Consider the following 19,733-nt stretch of genomic DNA (forward strand, 5'->3'; position numbering starts at 1 on the left):
GTACTTTACTAAATCATAATTGTTTGAAAATCAAATAATTATGATTTTTTTATTTATTTTTTTGCCGAAAAATTGCCGAATATCTCACAAATATTTTCCTATTTTCACTTTCAATAATAGCTTTTCTATTCTCTTACTTCAAGTAAATAACATTTAAACTTTAATGTGAGAAACAGTAAAGCAAAACCAAAATATATTTCTATTTTAGGCTTATTAAAAAATTACAGTTATTAATGTCATTATTTCAAACCTCAGTATTAAAGCAACATTTAAGTTTACAAGACAACGATGTTATAACCAAAGCTTATAAAAAATATACTAAGTATTTTTTAAATCCAACCATACAAGATAATATTCGCAGTTCTAAGGAAGAAGAATATCAAGGTATATTTCTAACCGAGTTGTTTGTAAATATTTTAGATTACACGCTTAAACCTAAAGCAGATTTTAATTTAGTAGCAGAATATAAAAACCAAAACAACGCACGTAAAGCAGATGGTGCAATATTAAAAAACGATATTGTTATTGGTGTAATAGAATTAAAGGCACAAATACAAAAGACTTAGAGAGCATACGCAAACAAGCATTCGACTATAAAGCAAACCAAAAAGGATGCGTGTATGTAATAACCTCTAACTTCGAGAAACTACGCTTTTATATTAATGATGCGACAGAGTTTTTAGAGTTTAACCTATTCGAGTTATCTCCAGAGCGTTTCGCTTTATTTTACTTATGCCTACAAAAGGATAATGTAATAAATAATAAACCTTTAAAAATTAAAGAAGCATCTGTAGTAGAAAAAGAGCAAATTACTAAACAATTTTATAAAGACTATTCTTTATTTAAGCGTGAACTATATAGAGATTTAGTAAAACGAAATGCCAAACAACTAAAAGCACAAGCATCTAACAATACAAATGATGCACAAACCGAAGAACAAAAAGCCGAACAACTAAAACTAGAAAAAAACGTTAAGCTTACACTCTTTAAAAAATCACAAAAACTAATAGACCGTTACCTCTTTATTTTCTTTGCAGAAGATCGTGGTTTATTACCACCAAACAGTACGCAACAAATATTAGATAAATGGAAGGCAGATGTAGATTTTGGAGACGATAGACCACTATACAACCTCTTTAAACAATATTTTAAGTTTCTAGACCAAGGAAGACAAGGCACAACCAATAGAGCCGAAATTTATGCCTATAATGGTGGTTTGTTTAAAGAAGATAAACTACTAGATAGTTTAGATATTGACAACGAATTACTATATAAATACACACAACAATTAGCAGCCTACGATTTTGAAAGCCAAGTAGATGTTAATATTTTAGGACACATTTTTGAAAACTCTTTAAACGAAATTGAAAGCGTTAATGCAGAAATTGAAGGTGGTGATTTTGATAAGCAAACATCCAAGCGTAAAAAAGATGGTGTATTCTACACACCAAAATACATTACTAAATATATAGTTGAAAATACTATTGGTAAATTGTGCGACCAAAAGAAAACCGAACTAGGCTTTAAAGAAGAAGAATATTTTAAAGGCAGAAAGAATAGAAATAAAGCAACCATTACAAAATTAGTAACCATTCTAGATGAATATAGAGATTGGTTACTACAACTCACTATATGCGACCCAGCATGTGGCTCTGGTGCATTTTTAAACCAAGCGTTAGATTTTTTAATAAAAGAACACACCTATATAGATGAGTTGAAGACTAAAGTTTTAGGTGGAGGTTTACAATTTCCAGATATAGAAAACACCATTCTTGAAAACAATATTTATGGTGTAGACCTTAACGAAGAATCTGTAGAGATAGCAAAATTATCGCTTTGGCTACGTACAGCACAACCAAGACGTAAATTAAACAATTTAAATAGTAATATTAAATGTGGAAACTCTTTAATAGATAGTAAAGCAGTTGCAGGAGATAAAGCCTTTAACTGGGAGGAGCAATTTCCTAAAGTGTTTAATCCAACAACAGAAACGTCATTGCGAGGTACGAAGCAATCTCTTGAAAAGAAAGGTGGTTTTGATGTAATTATTGGGAATCCGCCTTATGTTTTGTGTCAGCCTTCAAATACAGACGAAAAGACTTTAAGTTTTTACAAAAAATTTAAAGTTGCTAGTTATAAAATAGATTTGTTTCACTTGTTTTATGAAAACTCAATAAATTTGATTACTCAAAATGGCAAATTAGGATTTATTACACCAAATACTTTTTTAACAAACAAATATATAAAACCTCTTAGAGCCTTTATTTTAAACAATAGTTTTATTGATGAATTAATAAATTATGAAGATTCAGTTTTTATTGACGCAGGTGTAGATGTAGCTACTTTAATTCTATCAAAAAATAATTCTAAAAATGAGGCAATAAATATTTATTCAAGTAATAAAGGTCACCTAATGAGTTTGGGTAGTAAATCTCAATTAAAATGGATTGATGATCCTGAACATTCTTTCAATATTAATTTATCCACCAGTTTTACCATTAATATAGATGAATGTAAAAAGATTGAAGAGTTCTGTAGTGTTACGTTTGGTTTACAAACTAAAGACAAATCAACATATGTATCTGAATTAAAAGAAGGAGATGATTGGGAGCATTGTTATACAGGAAAAGATATAGGTAGATATTATTTAGACATATCCATATGAGTCAAATGCAGCTATTGGCTCTGGATTACCTACTTGTCTTACCACAATTTTGTTAGAATGATGTATATCCATATGCTGATGGGAAGCAGTTGTTTCAAAAAATTAAAGGTTATCAGTTAAAATCTTTACCTATTAAAGTTGCCAGTTCTCTTGAACAAAATACATACGTCGAGACTTAAAGGTCCTTCTAAATCAATAACTTCACTTGCTGCTCCTACTGAGTTTAGCACGAAATTAAAATAGTTGAAAATTCTTAAAAAATAAACAAAAACTTCTATTGATTTTGATTCACGAACACTTAAAACAATAGAAGCGATGTAAGTAAATTGCAATTGTAGAGCAGCGTTAATTGTTGTTAGCAATAGGTTTTATATACAGTAAAGCGTTTAGTTCGCCTACAATAATTACAAATAGAAAAGCATGAACTGTAAAGTTGATGCTTTTCACTTTTTATTATATCTTTACAACATCCTAAATATAATCTACAATGCTCGAGGAACTTTGGTTTAACGTACACTATGGTATTAATCATGTTTTAGATATTAATGCCTACGATCATGTTTTATTTTTAATTGTTTTAACGGTTCCGTTTATGTTTAAAGACTGGAAGCGTGTATTTCTATTAGTATCCATGTTTACTTTAGGGCATACATTGTCTCTAATTTTAGCCACTTATGGAGCTGTTAAAGTGTCTGCAGATATTGTAGAATTTCTTATACCAGCGTCTATTTTAATTGCGGCACTTTTTAATGTTTTTACTTCTGGAAAAGGCGCACAGAAAGAAAAAATAGGTTTGTTATTTATCACAACATTGTTTTTTGGTTTAATTCATGGTTTGGGTTTTGCCAGAGAGTTTAAATTATTAGTTGGTGGAGACGATAACAAATTACTAGCATTATTAGAGTTTGCTTTAGGTATTGAAATAGCGCAAATTATTATTGTGTTTATCGTACTATTTTTAGGTTACTTAACACAAACGCTTTTTAGATTTACTAAACGCGATTGGATTATGGTTGTTTCTGCAATTGTAGTTGGTTTAGTAATACCAATGTTGCTAAATAGTCCGCTATTACAATAGACTTAGCCTAAAATTATCTTAAAACTTCATTAATAGCATTGTAATTAAAATACGAACACGCTATCTTCGTTAAATTAACAGCTTAAAATGCGTGAAGGATTGAGACATTTGTTGAAGCTCTTTTTTATTTTTTTTAAAAAAAGCGACTGCCGAAAGCCTGGTTTTTAATTTTTTAAATTAAAAATACGCCCAAATTGTAAAAATTATAAATGACTAAAATTAAACAGAATAAATATGATAAAGCCTATTTAAGGATTGCAGAAGAGTGGGGAAAACTATCTCACTGTAAGCGTAGGCAGGTAGGTGCTATTATTGTAAAAGGACGTATGATTATTAGTGATGGTTTTAATGGTACTCCAACAGGTTTCGAGAATTATTGCGAAGATGATGAGGGTTATACAAAATGGTTCGTTTTACATGCAGAAGCAAATGCTATTTTAAAAGTAGCAGCTTCTACACAATCTTGTAAAGGTGCAACATTATATATTACTTTGTCTCCATGTAAGGAGTGCAGCAAATTGATACATCAAGCTGGTATAGTTCGTGTAGTATATAAAGAAGGCTATAAAGACGATTCTGGATTGCGCTTTTTAGAAAAAGCAGGAATCGTGTTAGAAAAAATAGAAGATTTAACGGCTTAAACATTTAGATTATAGAGATGAAATTAAACAAAAAATACTTGCCATTGCTTTTAGGAACTGCTATTGCTTTGGGTATTTTTATTGGAGGCTCTTTAGATTTTAATGATACTGCAGATAGTCTTTTTACCTCTAACAGTAAAAAAGACAAACTAAACAGGCTTATAGATTATATAGACCACGACTATGTAGAGGAGGTTAATACAGATAGTATTGTAGATGTTACAGTTAACGGAATATTAGAAAACTTAGATCCACATTCTGTTTATATTCCTAAAGAAAATATGCAAAGTGTTACCGAAAACATGAAAGGAGACTTTGTTGGTATTGGCATTAGTTTTTACACCCATAAAGATACTATTACTGTAATTAGAACCATAGAAAAAGGCCCAAGCGAACGTGCTGGTTTAAAGGGAGGAGACCGAATAATTACTGCAGATGGAGATTCGCTTTTTGGTAGAGATCTCACCAATGGAGATTTAGTAAAAAAGCTAAAAGGCCCAAAAAACACAGATGTTGTTTTAGAAGTTATTAGAAAAGGAGAACCAAAACCACTAAAATTTAATGTTACTCGTGGTGTCATTCCAATTGTAAGTGTAGATGCGGCTTATATGCTAACCGAAACACTTGGTTACATTAAAATAAATCGTTTTGCAGAATCCACGTATAAAGAATTTAAAAAAGAATTAACAAAGCTTAAAAAAGAAGGTGCTACAGAAATAGCTTTGGATTTAAGAGGTAATCCAGGAGGTTTTTTAGGTGTTGCTGAAAAAATTATTGACGAATTTTTAGAAAATAATAAGCTTATTCTATTTACAAAAAATAAAAAAGGAAAAATAGAAAATAGTTACGCAACACGCAGAGGTTCTTTTGAGAAAGGTCATGTTTATGTTTTAATCGACGAAAATTCGGCATCTGCTAGTGAAATTGTTGCAGGAGCATTACAAGATAACGATAAAGGTACTATTGTTGGACGTCGTTCTTATGGCAAAGGCTTAGTGCAAAGAGAAATGCAATTAGGAGATGGCAGTGCAGTTAGATTAACCGTTTCTAGGTATTATACACCAACAGGACGTTCTATACAACGCGCTTACGAAAATGGAAATAGAGATTATTTTGACGACTATTATTCTAGAATAAATAGTGGAGAGTTGTTAGATGCTGAAAAAATAGAGGTTGCAGATTCTCTAAAATTTACAACACCAAAAGGTAAAATAGTATATGGAGGAGGAGGTATTATTCCTGATGTTTTTGTTCCCTTAGATTTAGGCATGCAAAACGAAACTATAACCTTTTTACAACGTCGAGGTTATTTTAATAATTTTGCTTTCGAACAATTAGAAAAAGACAGAGCTGTTTTTAAAGACTTCTCTAAAGCAGACTATTTAATTAATTTTGAAATAACAGATCAAGTTGTAGAAGAGTTTCAAAAGTATTTAAATGTAAAAAGAAAAACGAGTATTGTTTTTATTACCTACAAAGAAGAAGTAAAACAATATATAAAAGCTGCACTTGCCAATCAGCTTTTTGGCACTGGAGCTTTTGAAGAGGTCATTAACCAAAAAGATACAATGGTAAATGAAGTGATACATTTGAGTTTAAATAAAGACTTTACAAATTAAATTTTATCGTGTACTTTAGTATGCGTTCCGTTATTCCATAACGTTAAAATATCTGTAGCTACGTGTGCTCCACTTCCAGAAGCGATAGCAAATTGACTGCGCCAACCAGCTAAAGTACCAGCAACGTATAAATTATGTGTAATTAAATGGTTTGTATTTTCTAACCAAATTCTATCCTTTTCTATGGCAGCTCTTGGGTGTGGTTTAACATAATCTTCTAGACCTTTTATTGTTAAAAGGTTAGTGTACCCAACGGCAACAACAACAAGCTTAGTTTTGTATTGGCTTTTATTTGTAGACACTAAAAAATAGTCTCCAATTTTAGTGATTTCAGAGACCTTTTCCTTTTCTATTTGGGTAATTTCAGGATATAAACGCTCTAATTGTAGTTTCCCATCACTTAAAAGATCTTTACCTAAAGTGCCAGGCTTCAAGCCTAAAACATTATTAAATAAAGCATTTTGTAGATGAGATGCTTTTTGGTGCGTAATTATTGCTACTTTTTTATCCTTTGCAAAAGGTTTTTTAAGGCCTGAACCTAAAACTAAAGCACAAGATAATCCAGCAGCTCCTCCACCAATAATTAAGGCATCTAACATTTAATTTTTGCTCTTTTCTTCAATTTTTTTTGAAATTCTTAAAATTTGAAGTAATAATATTGCGCAAAGTGCAGAAACTATTGTAATAATTGCTATCATGCTCTCGCCTTCAAGAAGACCTTCAAAATCAAGTTTTCTAGCGTTATAAATTATTAAACCAATTGCTATAATGTTAAGTATTAGTGTAAAAATTTTCATGTTGTTATATCTATTTTATCAACCGTTAGTTAATAATTATAGTAACCTATAAGTTTAACAGTTTTGTTAATTGTTGCAAAGTTAAGCAAAAAGAATTTTAACGTTATGTGCAAATAACTTGATAGCTATTGCAAGTAGTATTACACCAAATACTTTTCTAATAATACTAATACCGTTTTGTCCTATTAAACGCTCGATTCTACGAGATGTTTTTAAAACAATATAAATAACTATAACATTCATTAAAACAGCTAAAATGATGTTTTCTATTTCGTATTCTGCTCTTAATGAAAGCAAAGTAGTTAAACTTCCAGGACCAGCAATTAAAGGAAATGCCAGCGGAAAAACAGAGGCAGTTAATGGGCTGTTATCGTCATCTTTATATAATGTAATGCCTAAAATCATTTCTAAAGCTATAAAGAATAATATAAAAGAGCCAGCTACAGCAAAAGAACTCACATCTATACCAATAAGGTTTAAAATACTTTTACCTAGAAACAAGAAAGCAATTAAAATAATTCCAGCAATAATAGAAGCTTTTTCACTTTGTATGTGTCCCGCTTTTTTACGTAAATCTATAATAATTGGGATATTACCAACAATATCTATTACGGCAAACAGTACCATAAATACTGTAAATATCTCTTTAAAATCAAAATGCATAACTATTGTTTTTAAATTTTCGGCAAAAGTACTTCTTAATAAGAGATTTTCAATATTAATTTAAGATTAAATTATCTCGAAAATTTACAATACGTAAATTGAAGATTTTCGTCTTATATTTGTCCTTTATTTAGAGATTTAATTACGTATGTTTCAATTAGGAAAAACAATAGTTTCGGAAGCTATTATAGAAAACGATTTTGTGTGTAACCTATCTGCATGTAAAGGCGCATGTTGTATAGATGGAGATGCTGGAGCTCCCTTAACTAAAGACGAAACACAAATACTTGAAGATATTTATCCAAAAGTGAAACCTTTTTTAAGACAAGAAAGTATAGCTGCTATTGAGGCTCAAGGTACATCTATAACTACTGCTTTAGGTGAGTTAGAAACACCTTTAATTAATGGAGCAGATTGTGCTTATGTTATTTTTGATGAAAAAAATACAGCATTATGTGCCATTGAAGAAGCTTATAATCAAGGAGAAGTAAGCTGGAAAAAGCCCGTTTCATGCCATTTGTATCCAATACGAGTAAAAGAGTATACTGAGTTTTCTGCAGTTAATTATGATAAATGGGAAATCTGCGATGATGCTTGTAGTTTAGGAAAAGAATTACAGGTACCAGTTTATAAATTTGTTAAAGAGGCGCTTATTAGAAAGTTTGGTGAAGATTGGTATTCCGAATTAGAAAAAGTGGCTAGAACAATGCAATAATTGCTAAGCTGTTTTTAATGTGTAGGTTTCTTTTATTGGAATATCTATGGTAACTTTAGTACCAATAGCTACATTTTCATTATACAAATCCTCAATAGTTAGCCTATAACAATTGGTGTAATTTTTAGAAAAATTCTCTAGACGCTGTTTTGTTAAATCTATACCAACAGACTTTCTTTTAAGTAGTTTGTTTTCTTTAATTTTTGCAGAAGCTAACCAATTATACATTTTTATGTTTCGTTTTTAAATTTAGTATCTATCTTTATAGAAGATAAGTTTTAGTTAGTTTAAAACGGTTAAGCGATTTATAATATCAATCGCTTTTAAAGATTACGCTATTAGTCTACCACATAAAATGAGCAACGCACTGCGTTGCTCATTTTTGTTTTTTAGCATTTCTTTTTGCTCTAAATCAAGGTTTTAAATAGTAATGCTAATAAAAAGACTTAGTGTTTATTTTATGTCTTACCTAAAAAAAAGCACTAAAAATTTTTATGAAAAAAGTAATAATCCAAAAGCCCAATAAAACCCACTTGTAGACATACATTTCAACAATCAATGTTAAAAACTTTGAAAAGATTTACGTCAAACCACCTATTAAAATTATAGATTTATTTCAATCTTTGTTAGTCCCAAGAATAACCAATTTTTCGTTTAAATTTTATAATAAAAACCACAATATTATGTCTCAAGCTGTAGAGCCAATTTTACAAGAAAATAAAGATAGATTTGTAATTTTTCCTATTCAACACCATGATTTATGGGAATGGTATAAAAAATCGGAAGCTAGTATGTGGACTGCAGAAGAGATAGATTTGCATCAAGATCTTACAGATTGGACACAAAAACTTAATGATGATGAACGTTATTTTATTAAGCATGTGTTAGCATTCTTTGCTGCAAGTGATGGTATTGTAAACGAGAATTTGGCAGAAAATTTTGTAAGTGAAGTACAATATACCGAAGCTAAATTTTTCTATGGTTTCCAAATTATGATGGAAAACATACATAGTGAAACCTATTCTCTTTTAATAGATACTTATGTAAAAGATGAAAAAGAAAAAGCAGGACTATTTAATGCTATAGAAACATTTCCAGCAATTAAAAAGAAAGCAGATTGGGCTCTTAAATGGATTGAGTCTCCTAGTTTTGCCGAGCGTCTTATTGCATTTGCAGCTGTAGAAGGTATTTTCTTTTCAGGTTCGTTTTGTTCAATATTTTGGTTAAAAAAACGTGGCTTAATGCCAGGATTAACATTTTCTAACGAGTTAATTTCTCGTGATGAAGGCATGCACTGTGATTTTGCAGTTCACTTACACGAGCATCACTTAGTAAACAAAGTGTCTAAAGAGCGTATAAGAGAAATAATTGTAGATGCTCTTAATATTGAAAGAGAGTTTATTACAGAGTCTCTTCCTGCAAGTTTAATTGGGATGAATTCTAAATTAATGTCACAATATCTTGAGTTTGTAACCGATGGTTTACTTCAGGATTTAGGATGTGAAAAAGAGTATGGTACAGCAAATCCTTTCGATTTCATGGATATGATTTCGCTTCAAGGTAAAACTAACTTCTTCGAAAAACGTGTTTCCGAATACCAAAAAGCTGGTGTTCTCAACAAAGAAGAAGAAGGAAATAAATACGATTTTGGTTCAGATGATTTCTAGAATCAAATTATAAAGAAAGAATAAAGTTATTTTAATTGGTTTTATGTTTTCAGTCGCAACTAGTGCTTCAGAGTAGACAAAAACTGCCAATTTTAATATCACAATAAAAAGTTAAAAAAATAATGCGCTATTAATCAGTTTGTTACTGATTTTTAAGTAATCAATTAATTTCTTTTTCTGAGAAATGGTGTTTTCAGAAAAAACCTAAAAAAAGTGTAAAGTATGTTTGTATTAAAAAGAGACGGTAGAAAAGAGCCAATAATGTTCGACAAAATTACAGCTAGAGTGCGTAAATTATGTTACGGACTAAATGAACTTGTAGATCCAATTAAAGTAGCAATGCGAGTAATCGACGGCTTGTATGATGGTGTAACTACTAGCGAATTAGATAATTTGGCAGCAGAACAAGCCGCAACCATGACCACTGCTCACCCAGATTATGCGCGTCTAGCAGCACGTATTTCGGTCTCAAACTTACACAAAAACACCAAGAAAACGTTTAGTGAAGTCATGACAGATTTATACACTTACGTTAATCCTAGAACAGGAAAAAAAGCACCTTTATTAAGTGATGAGGTATACAACGTTATCATGGATAATAAAGAGAAGTTAGACTCTGCAATTATTTATAATCGTGATTTTGGTTACGATTATTTTGGCTTTAAAACTTTAGAACGTTCATACCTTTTAAAATTGAATGGGCAAATTGCAGAACGTCCACAGCATATGTTAATGAGAGTATCTATTGGTATTCATGCTAACGATTTAGAAGCTGCTCTCGAAACATACGAGTTAATGTCTAAAAAGTATTTTACACACGCAACACCAACACTTTTTAATTCTGGTACACCAAAGCCACAAATGTCATCTTGTTTTTTATTAACAATGAAAGACGATAGTATAGATGGTATATATGATACATTAAAGCAAACAGCTAAAATTTCGCAATCTGCAGGAGGAATAGGTTTATCTATACATAATGTGCGTGCAACAGGAAGTTATATTGCAGGAACAAACGGAACAAGTAATGGTATTGTACCAATGCTAAAAGTATTTAATGATACAGCAAGATATGTAGATCAAGGAGGCGGAAAACGTAAAGGAAGTTTTGCTATGTACATAGAGCCTTGGCATGCAGATATTTTTCATTTTTTAGATTTAAAAAAGAATCATGGAGCCGAAGAGTTACGAGCTCGTGATTTATTCTATGCCATGTGGATGCCAGATTTATTCATGGAACGCGTACAAGAAGATGGAGATTGGACACTAATGTGCCCTAACGAATGTCCTGGTTTATGCGATGTGCACTCTGAAGAGTTTAACGCACTTTACACTAAATATGAAGCTGAAGGTAAAGGACGTAAAACGATTAAAGCACGTGAACTTTGGGAGAAAATTGCAGAATCTCAAATAGAAACAGGTACACCATATATGTTGTACAAAGATGCAGCAAACCGTAAATCTAATCAGAAAAATTTAGGGACTATTCGTTCTTCAAATTTATGTACAGAGATTATGGAGTACACATCAGCAGACGAAGTTGCTGTTTGTAATTTAGCCTCTATAGCATTACCAATGTTTGTTAAGAATGGAGAATTTGATCACAAAGAATTATTCAGAATTACAAAACGTGTAACAAAGAATTTAAATAAAGTTATCGATAGAAATTACTATCCAGTAAAAGAAGCAGAAAATTCTAATTTTAGACACAGACCAGTAGGTTTAGGAGTACAAGGTTTAGCAGATACATTCATTAAATTAAGATTACCTTTTACAAGCGATGAAGCAAAACAATTAAATCAAGATATTTTTGAAACACTTTACTATGCAGCAGTAACAGCAAGTATGGAAGAGGCAAAAATAGATGGACCATACCAAACGTATGAAGGTTCTCCAATAAGTAGAGGAGAATTCCAACATAATTTATGGAATATTGAAGAAGACACTTTAAGTGGTCGTTGGGATTGGGACAAATTGCGTAAAGAAGTACTTAAAAATGGTGTTCGTAACTCGTTACTAGTTGCACCAATGCCTACAGCTTCTACGTCTCAAATATTAGGAAACAACGAATGTTTCGAGCCCTATACATCTAACATTTATACACGTCGTGTATTATCGGGAGAGTTTATTGTTGTAAACAAACATTTACTGGAAGACTTAGTAGATTTAGGTCTTTGGAACGAGGATTTAAAGAACGAAATTATGCGTGCTAATGGTTCTATACAAGATGTAGAGAATATTCCTCAAGATATTAAAGAGCTATATAAAACAGTATGGGAGCTTTCTATGAAAGATATTATAGATATGTCTCGCCAACGTGGTTATTTTATAGACCAGTCGCAATCCCTTAACCTATTTATGGAAGGTGCAACTATGGCGAAATTAACCTCTATGCATTTTTATGCTTGGAAAAGTGGCCTAAAAACTGGAATGTACTACTTACGTACTAAGAGTGCTGTAGATGCCAAAAAAGTCACTATTTCTAGAGTTGCAAAAGCAGAGCCAATTGCAGAAGTGGTTGCAGAAGAGTCTGTAGCACCTGAAAACGTTGTGCAAAAACAACAGCAAGCACTAAAAACAGCTGATAAGTTTGCTAAACAAACTGCTGAAAAACCAGAAGGCACACCAATGTCTGCCGAAGAAATGAAAGCTCTAATTGCACAAGCAAAAGAAGCTGAAGGTGATGACTGCTTAATGTGTGGTTCATAAAAGTTACAAATAACCAATCAAGTGTTAAAAAAGTACTCTGAAAAGAGTACTTTTTTTTTATTTAAGTATATTCTAAGTAAAAAAAATGCAAGCAAAAAAGCTAAAAGAAGTAGCATTAGTCTTTTTTAAACTAGGCTGTTTTGCCTTTGGAGGTCCAGCAGCACACATTGCAATGATGGAAGTTGAGGTCGTCACTAAGCGTAAATGGATGACGCGTGACTATTTTTTAGATCTCATTGGCACAACAAATTTAATTCCTGGTCCAAATTCTACCGAAATGACCATGCATTGTGGCTATGAATGTGCAGGTAAAACAGGCCTTTTTGTAGCTGGAATTGCTTTTATTATTCCTGCTACACTTATAACAGCAGTTTTAGCCTATTTGTATGTAAAATACGGAACGTTGCCACAAGTAGAGCCATTTGTATTTGGAATAAAACCAGCTGTTTTAGCGATTATAGCATCTGCTGTATTAAAGTTAGGAAAGAAGGCAGTAAAAACAATAGAGCTTACCATAATAGGAATACTAGTTTTAACTGCAAGTTTGTTGGGTGTAAATGAGGTTGTAGCACTTTTATCGGCTGGTGTATTAGGCATGTTATATTTTTATTTTAAAGGTAAGGCTAGAGGTTCTTTAAATGGTTTTTCGCCTTTATTGTTAAGCTCTACATTAGGCTTTACTTTAACTAAAATAACGGCTTTAAATGTATTCTGGGTGTTTTTAAAAGTAGGTGCTATTTTATATGGTAGTGGTTATGTGTTATTTGCCTATTTAGATGCCGAACTTGTAACCAGAGGTTGGTTAACTAGAGTAGAACTAATAGATGCCATTGCAGTGGGTCAATTTACACCAGGACCAGTTTTATCAACCTCTACATTTATTGGGTATCAATTATCTGGATTTCCAGGCGCTTTGGCTGCAACTTCTGGTATTTTTTTACCGTCGTTTTTATTTGTGTTAATATTAAATCCATTCATCCCAAAAATGCGCAATTCTAAGTTGTTACGTTACTTTCTAGATGCTGTTAATGTAGCTGCAGTTGCAGTTATGCTAGCGGTATTAATTGTTATGACCAAAGAAACAGTTTTAGGTTGGAAAGCTGTTGTTATTGCCTTAGGCGCAGCTTTATTGGTTTTTAAAACAAAAATAAGTCCTATTTGGGTTATTATTATAGGCTCAATTTTAGGCTATATTTTACTAGAATTCTTATAATTAAAAAATAAAAAAGCCACCAGATGTTTGGTGGCTTTTTTTAAATATATAAAGATGTGATTTATTATTCTGTTTCAGAAATAGTTGCAGGTTCTACAGAGCTGTCATGAGAGCCATAATACTCTTCTAAAAGGTTCATTGTAGCAGATAGTAAATCTTTAGTTTCTAATAATAAACTAAAGTATAATGTTGTATTTTTTGGACTAGATTCTTCTGTTCTTGTTCTCTCAACTTGTCTAGTAATTTTAGAAGTAACTAAATCTAACATCTCCTTTTTACGGTTAATTATGCCTCCAATTTGTTCAAAAGAGCGGGAATCGAAAGCTATTTTAGTATCATTGAATAAAATTTCTAATGCATCATCAACTTCTTTTAGCTCTTTTATTTGACTAAACTTAAGATTTTTATGGTTGTTATTGATATGTTTATGACTCGTTCTTGAGATATATTCTAAAGATTGTATCATGTCTTGCAGGTAACCTAATATATTTATATAAAAGTTACTAGCCTCCAGACTAGATTCGTCTAAGTTTTTAATGAAATAGAAAATATTATCTCTAAGTTCATCTACTTCTTCAGATAATTTTGCTACCTGTTTTTTATTCTTTTTAAGTGAACTTAAGTCTTGTTTAGCCAGACCATTTATGGCATTAGTATAAATTCGATTACCACGTTTTATTACATTGGCAATATTTGATGCGCTTTCATGAATTACACCTTGTACAGAACTGCTTTCAGCTTTAACCAAACGATCTTCTGCAATAAACGCTTTGGATTTATTATTATGGGCTATATAATTTCTTACTAATAATCCAAATGCCAATAACAAAAGCAAAGGAAACATTATTGTTAAATTTAGGTTTAGTAAAAAAGCTATTAATCCAGCAGCAGTAAATGCAATAAAAGCGGTAAAGAACCAACCTCCAATAACATTAATAACACCTGCTACACGGTAAACGGCACTTTCTGCTCCCCAAGCTCGATCTGCTAGTGAGGTTCCCATGGCAACCATAAAAGTCACATAAGTTGTAGAAAGTGGTAAACCCATTGAAGTAGCAATTGAAATTAAAACAGCGGCAACCATTAAATTTATTGCTGCGCGAAGCATGTCAAAAGCAGGAATATCTTCTTCTTTAACAGATAAAGCAATCTCAGGTTGTATAAATTGTTTTTCAATTTTAGCTTGCCACAAATCTGGCAGTAGATAAGCAGTAGCTTGGGAAGCTAAAACGGCAACACGAACAAAGATGCGTGACAAAAAATTAGGCTTAAATCGTTCTTTAGTACTCGACTGGCTTGATAAATCTATAGATGTTTTTACAACATCTTTTGCTTTACTAGAAAACCAAAGTGTAGCTACCATAATCATGCCAGCAATAAATAGTAGGATAGAAGGAGTTTCTACTTTGCCTTCTAAAAAATCCATTCGTAATGCATCTGCTGCAATACCAGAGTTTTGCCAAAATTCATAAGTTTTAAGTGCAGTTATAGGTACACCAATAAAGTTAACCAAATCATTACCTGCGAAAGCTAAGGCTAGAGCAAAGGTTCCAACAAGTATAATAATCTTGTAAATATTAATTTTAAAAACAGCAGTAAACAAGTAAGATAGTAATGTGCAAATAATTAAACTAATACTAACAATATTAACTACACTTGTTTCTAAATAATTTTTAATGGTCAATCCATTAGTGAAAGAAAAAGTTTCGTCGGCATATGGTGTGCCTTTTATGCCTTTTATAAAAATAAAATAAGTTAAACCAGTTAAAGCAATACCTCCGAATAATGCGCCTACCCAACTTGATTTGTTTTGAAAATTATAAGACAAAAGTAAACGTGTTATCCATTGTACAAAGGCTCCAATACTAAACGCTATTACTACAGAGAGTAATATACCTACTATTATTTTGGTAGCGGTATCTGTGTTAATATAATTTACTAAAGTAGAAAGGCTATCGTGGTTAGATAATATTTTAATTACAGCCATTGCAACAGCTGCTCCTAGTAATTCAAAAACAATAGAAACTGTAGTAGAAGTTGGCATTCCAACTGAGTTAAAGAAATCTAGTAGCAAAATATCTGTAATCATGACAGCCATAAAAATGATCATGATTTCACTGAACATAAACTCACTAGGATTAAAAATACCCTTTCGAGCAACTTCCATTAAGCCACTTGAGAATATTGCGCCTGTTGCTACACCTATACTAGCAACAATCATTATTGTTTTAAAGGAAACTGCCTTTGAGCCAATAGCCGAATTAAGAAAATTTACAGCATCATTACTAACACCTACAACAAGATCTGCAATGGCTAAAAGAGCCAAAGCAATAATCATATACAAATAAATATTATCCATTAGTTATGTCTAATTAGAAGAACAAATTTCATCTTTTAATTTGAACGTAGTGTTAATTTAATGTTATGTTCTATTACTTCTTTTCCCTTTTTAATAGTTACTACTTTTTAAATAATTAACAAGTTATGTTTTTAAAACTTTTTTTTATTTTTTTTAAAAATAACACTCTGTAAATCAGGGCTTTGAATAGTCAATGTTAATTTAATGTTATGTAAACGTTTGTTTAATGTAAATAAATTTATATATTTGTTATGTAAATATTAAGTAAAACCCAAAACAAATGAAAAAGATACTATCAATTTTAATGTTACTAGCAGTTGCAGTGACATTTGCACAAGAAATTAAGCCTAAATTCGAAAAACAAGGTAACCAAACAGAAGCTACTTTCTACCATGATAATGGAGAAATATCCCAAAAAGGTATGTTTAATAAAGCCAATAAATTACAAGGCACTTGGACGAGCTATGATAACCAAGGAAATAAAGTTACAGTAGGAAATTACGACAATGGTGTTAAAGTGGGTAAATGGTTTTTTTGGAATGCTAATTCTTTAAAAGAAGTTGATTATAGCAATAATGCAGTTGCTAGTATAAATGAATGGCAAAATAAAAACAGTATTGCAGATAGCAACTAGTTATACAGATACAAAAAAATAAAAAAACGCTTAGAAATTTTCTAAGCGTTTTTTGTTAAATAAATATGAGACTAAATCAAAATTTATAACTATATCCTAAAGAAAATTCTGTTCCTGGGTTTCTTAAAGAGAATGTTTGGTCTTGAGCACCAAAAGCTTCATAAAAGCTTTCTCTTTCGTCTCCCAAAATATTATTAACTTTTATATCGATAGCAGACTTTTTGTTCTCACCAAAGGTTTTATTTAATGTGAAATTTAGACTATGGAAAGGTTGTGTATAAACATCTGGTACAAAACCGTTACCAACAACTTCTAATGTTTTTCCTTGTACATTGTAAAATAAACCAGCTCTAAAACCTTTCTCATCATTTGAGTAGTCTAAACCAGCATTAATTAAAAATGGCGATTGTCCTTGGAGTTGACGTGTATCGTCAACAGATTCACCAACTCTAGCATTTGCAGTTCTTAAATTGAATTCTTGTTCGGTCATTGTTAATTTAGAATCTATAACCGAAACATTAGCATTAAATTTAAAGTTTTCTAATGAATTTAATAAGAAACCTAAGTTTTGTCTAAATTCAACCTCGCCACCAATAACTTGAGCATTTCCTAAGTTTGCAACTGTTAATTGTCTTGATGCTTGCGGAAAGAATGTTAACTCTAAGGGATCTTTAAAATCTTTATAAAAGCCACTAACTGCTATCATCTGGCCTTTCTCTCTAAAGATTTCATATCGTACGTCAAAGTTATTAATATAAGTTGGTCTTACCGTTTCGAATGTATTATTATTTAAACCACCAATAAAAAATCGGTTAGTTAAAGGATCAAAAATTTGTGCATTGGAAGCTTCTTTAAAAGAAGGTCTTGCAGTAGTACGAGAGTAGGATGCTCTTAAATTAGTCTTTTCCTTTAAAGCATAAATTAAGTTTGCAGAAGGAAAGAAATCGAATTTATCAATAGTTTTTTCTCCAATTACAGCTTCACCAGCGCTTATTCCAGTATAGAACATAGAAAATTGTTCTGTTCTTAATCCTAATACAACTTTAAGCTTTTCACTAGCATTAAATTCGTTTGAAACAAACATTGATGCCACATTAGATTCTCCTTCGTAAGAGTTTTCTGGTTGGAAGATGTTATTTGAGTCTAAGTAAGTACCATCACCAGTTGTAGTTGTCCATATATTTTCTTCAGCTAAAATAGTATTTACATCTCCATTAGTAACAATAGGAGAAGTTGTTTCAAATAAGTATTGATCTGTATTAAAATCACGATATTTAAAAGTAAAACCACCACCAAATTTTAATTTAGCGGGCTTATTAAATAGCTCATATTTTTTTTCAATTTTAGCATTTGCTACCCAGCTTTCTTCAGATAAATTTCTCCATATACGTGTTGGGTTACCAACTGAGCTAGGATCTATTTCATATTGAATATCTGCTCCATTTTCTACAATTCTTAAAGCAGTTGTTCTATGATCTTTATCTAAAACTTGGGAGAAAGAAGGAGAGAAAACCCAATCTAAATTTATATCAGAATTATTGTCTAAAGTATGACTACCAGATAAAGATAAATTAGTTATGGCTCTTTGAGTATATAAAAGCTCATCAGCAGTAGCATCTAGAAGACCAGATCCAGCACCAGCTTCGCTAATTAATAAATTAAATTTCCCAGCTGAAGATTCACCATTTTGAATGTGTAAACCTGTTAATTTGTATTTGGATTTTTCAGTTTTGAAAGTTAATCCTACAAGACCATTCATTAACACTTCATTGTGTCCAGAAGCGCCTTCTACAACACGTTGTATTGCTAAATCATTAATTAAATTACTATTAGTGTTATTACGTTCATAATTACCATCAACTCTATCTTCGTAAAAAGTAGTGTTGTTTTTGTATGAAAATGATGCTTGATATCCAATTTTGTTAGTTTCGCCTAGGTCATATTGGTTTCCTAATGTAAATCCTATATTGAAGTTGTTATTACTGTTTTCTATATCAGCTCCTAATTGTGATTCAAAACGTTTTGTAAGAGATGTTAAAAGCTGTTTGTTTTCAAAGGTAGCAGGTATAGATTGGTACCTATTTATTTTTCTGTTACGCATACCGTTGTCGTAACCAAAAACATCTGTTTTACTACCTTCGTAACTTAAGTAGTTATCTTTAAAGTGCATATTAGGGTTATAGCCTGTTCCTAAAGAAATTGAATATTCTGCCTTTGTAGGAAAATCTTTTGTTACTACATTTACAATTCCACCAGTAAAGTCTGCTGGATATTCGGCCGATGCAGATTTTAATACAATTACATTATCTATAATATTAGTTGGAAAAATGTCCATTGGGATAGTGTTTCTATCTGGATCTAAACCAGGAATGTCAACACCATTTAAAATAGATTTAGTATAACGATCACCAAGACCTCTAACATATACATATTTACCACCTTGAACAGATACACCAGGAACACTTTTTACAGCAGCAGCAATATCGCCAGCACCAATTTTTTTTATGCTTTGTGAAGAAAGCCCATCTAACATGGTTACAGATTTCATTTGTACGTTTAATAAAGCATTTTCAGTATTACGTCTAGTAGTAGTTGTTAAAACTACTTCTTCTAGTGCGTTTTCTGATGCATTTAAAGTTACTTCTAGATCTGTAACGTTATCTACTGTAATGATAACATCACTAATTTCGATAGTTTGATAGCCAACGAAAGAAAATACTAGTGTATAGGTCCCAGGATCTAATTCAAGCTCATACTTTCCATCAAAATCTGAAGTTGTACCACTAGTAGTTCCTTTTACTAAAATATTGGCAAAAGGTAATACATCATTATATTCACCATCGATTACCTTTCCAGCTACTATTCCTGTTTGAGAAAATCCAATTGCAGTTATAAAGAATACAATTAATGAAAGTATTTTTGTTATTTTTTTCATTTTTAGTAATTAATTAATACAAAGACTGCTCAAACCCA

16 protein-coding genes are annotated in these 19,733 nt (G+C 31.4%); 10 read left to right on the top strand and 6 right to left on the bottom strand.

Annotation, left to right across the window (positions count from 1 at the left end; genetic code table 11):
• Window positions 1-233: 233 nt before the first annotated feature.
• From P8H50_RS04405 to P8H50_RS04425, 5 genes are all read left to right on the top strand, one after another.
• Complete coding sequence (locus tag P8H50_RS04405; RefSeq protein WP_300206004.1) at window positions 234-566, top strand: hypothetical protein; 333 nt, start codon at window positions 234-236, stop codon at window positions 564-566.
• A gap of 50 nt (window positions 567-616) precedes the next feature.
• On the top strand, window positions 617-2,665 hold the full coding sequence (locus P8H50_RS04410; protein ID WP_300206006.1) for an N-6 DNA methylase: 2,049 nt from the start codon (window positions 617-619) through the stop codon (window positions 2,663-2,665).
• A gap of 487 nt (window positions 2,666-3,152) precedes the next feature.
• Window positions 3,153-3,743 carry a HupE/UreJ family protein gene (locus P8H50_RS04415; RefSeq protein ID WP_300206008.1) on the top strand — a complete coding sequence of 197 codons (591 nt, stop codon included), beginning with the start codon at window positions 3,153-3,155 and terminating at the stop codon, window positions 3,741-3,743.
• Window positions 3,744-3,952: 209 nt separating this feature from the next.
• Window positions 3,953-4,384 carry a dCMP deaminase family protein gene (locus P8H50_RS04420; protein WP_300206010.1) on the top strand — a complete coding sequence of 144 codons (432 nt, stop codon included), beginning with the start codon at window positions 3,953-3,955 and terminating at the stop codon, window positions 4,382-4,384.
• A gap of 17 nt (window positions 4,385-4,401) precedes the next feature.
• A complete protein-coding gene (locus tag P8H50_RS04425) occupies window positions 4,402-6,003 on the top strand; it encodes a S41 family peptidase (protein ID WP_300206012.1) in 1,602 nt (533 codons plus the stop codon).
• Here P8H50_RS04425 and P8H50_RS04430 read toward each other — a convergent pair.
• From P8H50_RS04430 to P8H50_RS04440, 3 genes are all read right to left on the bottom strand, one after another.
• A complete protein-coding gene (locus P8H50_RS04430; RefSeq protein ID WP_300206014.1) occupies window positions 6,000-6,602 on the bottom strand; it encodes an FAD-dependent oxidoreductase in 603 nt (200 codons plus the stop codon). The two genes, P8H50_RS04425 and P8H50_RS04430, sit on opposite strands and share 4 nt — an antisense overlap.
• Window positions 6,603-6,800 (bottom strand): hypothetical protein, encoded by a 198-nt coding sequence (locus P8H50_RS04435; protein ID WP_300206016.1) that lies wholly within the window; start codon window positions 6,798-6,800, stop codon window positions 6,603-6,605. It abuts the gene before it with no gap.
• An 81-nt stretch (window positions 6,801-6,881) separates the two neighbouring features.
• Window positions 6,882-7,463 carry a MarC family protein gene (locus P8H50_RS04440; protein ID WP_300206018.1) on the bottom strand — a complete coding sequence of 194 codons (582 nt, stop codon included), beginning with the start codon at window positions 7,461-7,463 and terminating at the stop codon, window positions 6,882-6,884.
• A 148-nt stretch (window positions 7,464-7,611) separates the two neighbouring features.
• On the opposite strand from P8H50_RS04440, the gene P8H50_RS04445 reads away from it, so the two are divergent.
• A complete protein-coding gene (locus tag P8H50_RS04445) occupies window positions 7,612-8,178 on the top strand; it encodes a DUF3109 family protein (RefSeq protein ID WP_300206020.1) in 567 nt (188 codons plus the stop codon).
• 3 nt (window positions 8,179-8,181) lie between these two features.
• On the opposite strand, the gene P8H50_RS04450 is transcribed toward P8H50_RS04445, so the two are convergent.
• Complete coding sequence (locus tag P8H50_RS04450) at window positions 8,182-8,406, bottom strand: hypothetical protein (protein WP_300206022.1); 225 nt, start codon at window positions 8,404-8,406, stop codon at window positions 8,182-8,184.
• Between the two features lie 455 nt (window positions 8,407-8,861).
• On the opposite strand from P8H50_RS04450, the gene P8H50_RS04455 reads away from it, so the two are divergent.
• From P8H50_RS04455 to chrA, 3 genes are all read left to right on the top strand, one after another.
• Window positions 8,862-9,845: a ribonucleotide-diphosphate reductase subunit beta gene (locus P8H50_RS04455; RefSeq protein WP_300206024.1), complete on the top strand. Its 984-nt coding sequence runs from the start codon at window positions 8,862-8,864 to the stop codon at window positions 9,843-9,845.
• A 222-nt stretch (window positions 9,846-10,067) separates the two neighbouring features.
• On the top strand, window positions 10,068-12,554 hold the full coding sequence (locus P8H50_RS04460) for a ribonucleoside-diphosphate reductase subunit alpha (RefSeq protein ID WP_300206026.1): 2,487 nt from the start codon (window positions 10,068-10,070) through the stop codon (window positions 12,552-12,554).
• An 85-nt stretch (window positions 12,555-12,639) separates the two neighbouring features.
• Entirely contained in the window at window positions 12,640-13,767 is a 1,128-nt protein-coding gene (chrA, locus tag P8H50_RS04465; protein WP_300206028.1) for a chromate efflux transporter, read from the top strand.
• Window positions 13,768-13,831: 64 nt separating this feature from the next.
• Here the strand turns inward: chrA and P8H50_RS04470 are convergent, their stop codons facing one another.
• Window positions 13,832-16,126, bottom strand: coding sequence for an inorganic phosphate transporter (locus P8H50_RS04470; protein ID WP_300206030.1), 2,295 nt, complete (start codon window positions 16,124-16,126; stop codon window positions 13,832-13,834).
• A 280-nt stretch (window positions 16,127-16,406) separates the two neighbouring features.
• On the opposite strand from P8H50_RS04470, the gene P8H50_RS04475 reads away from it, so the two are divergent.
• Window positions 16,407-16,760: a nicotinic acid mononucleotide adenyltransferase gene (locus tag P8H50_RS04475; protein ID WP_300206032.1), complete on the top strand. Its 354-nt coding sequence runs from the start codon at window positions 16,407-16,409 to the stop codon at window positions 16,758-16,760.
• Window positions 16,761-16,836: 76 nt separating this feature from the next.
• On the opposite strand, the gene P8H50_RS04480 is transcribed toward P8H50_RS04475, so the two are convergent.
• Window positions 16,837-19,695, bottom strand: coding sequence for a TonB-dependent receptor (locus P8H50_RS04480; protein ID WP_300206034.1), 2,859 nt, complete (start codon window positions 19,693-19,695; stop codon window positions 16,837-16,839).
• Between the last annotated feature and the right edge of the window lie 38 nt (window positions 19,696-19,733).

Source organism: Lacinutrix sp., from assembly GCF_029238095.1.
In the GTDB taxonomy this organism is placed as follows: domain Bacteria; phylum Bacteroidota; class Bacteroidia; order Flavobacteriales; family Flavobacteriaceae; genus Lacinutrix.

Bases quoted from the DNA above. Each gene is read 5' to 3' on its own strand.
- P8H50_RS04470 (WP_300206030.1), bottom strand. From the start codon at position 16,126: ATGGATAATATTTATTTGTATATGATTATTGCTTTGGCTCTTTTAGCC.
- P8H50_RS04425 (WP_300206012.1), top strand. From the start codon at position 4,402: ATGAAATTAAACAAAAAATACTTGCCATTGCTTTTAGGAACTGCTATT.
- P8H50_RS04420 (WP_300206010.1), top strand. From the start codon at position 3,953: ATGACTAAAATTAAACAGAATAAATATGATAAAGCCTATTTAAGGATT.
- chrA (WP_300206028.1), top strand. From the start codon at position 12,640: ATGCAAGCAAAAAAGCTAAAAGAAGTAGCATTAGTCTTTTTTAAACTA.
- P8H50_RS04415 (WP_300206008.1), top strand. From the start codon at position 3,153: ATGCTCGAGGAACTTTGGTTTAACGTACACTATGGTATTAATCATGTT.
- P8H50_RS04405 (WP_300206004.1), top strand. From the start codon at position 234: ATGTCATTATTTCAAACCTCAGTATTAAAGCAACATTTAAGTTTACAA.
- P8H50_RS04430 (WP_300206014.1), bottom strand. From the start codon at position 6,602: ATGTTAGATGCCTTAATTATTGGTGGAGGAGCTGCTGGATTATCTTGT.
- P8H50_RS04475 (WP_300206032.1), top strand. From the start codon at position 16,407: ATGAAAAAGATACTATCAATTTTAATGTTACTAGCAGTTGCAGTGACA.
- P8H50_RS04440 (WP_300206018.1), bottom strand. From the start codon at position 7,463: ATGCATTTTGATTTTAAAGAGATATTTACAGTATTTATGGTACTGTTT.
- P8H50_RS04455 (WP_300206024.1), top strand. From the start codon at position 8,862: ATGTCTCAAGCTGTAGAGCCAATTTTACAAGAAAATAAAGATAGATTT.
- P8H50_RS04460 (WP_300206026.1), top strand. From the start codon at position 10,068: ATGTTTGTATTAAAAAGAGACGGTAGAAAAGAGCCAATAATGTTCGAC.
- P8H50_RS04445 (WP_300206020.1), top strand. From the start codon at position 7,612: ATGTTTCAATTAGGAAAAACAATAGTTTCGGAAGCTATTATAGAAAAC.
- P8H50_RS04480 (WP_300206034.1), bottom strand. From the start codon at position 19,695: ATGAAAAAAATAACAAAAATACTTTCATTAATTGTATTCTTTATAACT.
- P8H50_RS04435 (WP_300206016.1), bottom strand. From the start codon at position 6,800: ATGAAAATTTTTACACTAATACTTAACATTATAGCAATTGGTTTAATA.
- P8H50_RS04450 (WP_300206022.1), bottom strand. From the start codon at position 8,406: ATGTATAATTGGTTAGCTTCTGCAAAAATTAAAGAAAACAAACTACTT.